The organism is Mesorhizobium sp. M4A.F.Ca.ET.090.04.2.1 (assembly GCF_003999085.1).
Classification (GTDB): Bacteria; Pseudomonadota; Alphaproteobacteria; order Rhizobiales; family Rhizobiaceae; genus Mesorhizobium.
In genome coordinates, this window is sequence record NZ_RZOT01000957.1 from 1 (window position 1) to 834 (window position 834).

The 834-nt window shown below is 60.9% G+C and carries 2 protein-coding genes; one reads left to right on the forward strand and one right to left on the reverse strand.

All coding sequences use genetic code 11. The annotated features are described in order from the left end of the window. A partial coding sequence (locus EN781_RS33440; RefSeq protein ID WP_245492722.1) for a cupin domain-containing protein occupies positions 1–240 on the reverse strand: 240 nt, incomplete at its 3' end. 209 nt (positions 241–449) lie between these two features. Between EN781_RS33440 and ssb the strand changes: the two genes are divergently transcribed. Further along, the coding region (ssb, locus tag EN781_RS33445; protein ID WP_127400778.1) for a single-stranded DNA-binding protein at positions 450–834 on the forward strand (385 nt) is incomplete at its 3' end.

Below are 834 nucleotides of genomic sequence, written 5' to 3' on the forward strand. Positions count from 1 at the left end.
AGACTGGCCTGACGTCAGGACGCTGTGCTGGTCATCGATCCACACCTCGGCCATCCCGGCGACGACCGTGAGCACCTCCTCGACCGAATGCCAATGGGTCGGGGCGCCGACCGTGGGCTCGACCCATTGTTCGAATATGCAGAGTTGCGCCGCGCCGTTGCTGGCCGATACCAGCATGCGTGTCTCGACGCCCGCCCGCCATTGCTCGCGCTGCTGGTCCCCATGTGCGATCGACTTCACCTGGCACCCCATCCGTTCCCGATCACGTGGAAATTCCGGGCCGGAACACTACATGCTGCTGACAACCATTGACAGCGCATCCCCCACATCATAGAACGAAAAGAGAACAAAAACCTTGTGGGAAAAGCCAGTCACGACGGGCGGCGATTGCCCGCAAGCTGTAAGGTGCGGCGTCAAAAATTTGTTTCGGATGAGCGCGGAGAAGTACGATGGCGGGTAGCGTCAACAAGGTCATTCTGGTCGGCAATCTCGGGGCGGACCCGGAAATCCGCCGCCTGAACTCGGGTGAGCCGGTCGTCAACATCCGCATCGCCACCTCGGAAAGCTGGCGCGACAAGAATTCCGGCGAGCGCAAGGAAAAGACCGAGTGGCACAACGTCGTCATCTTCAACGACCAGATCGCCAAGGTGGCCGAGCAGTATCTGAAGAAGGGCATGAAGGTCTATGTCGAGGGCCAGTTGCAGACGCGCAAATGGCAGGACCAGACCGGCAATGACCGCTACACGACCGAGGTCGTGCTGCAGAAATTCCGTGGTGAGTTGCAGATGCTCGACGCGCGCGGCGAGGGCGGCGGTCAGGTCGGCAGCTATGCCG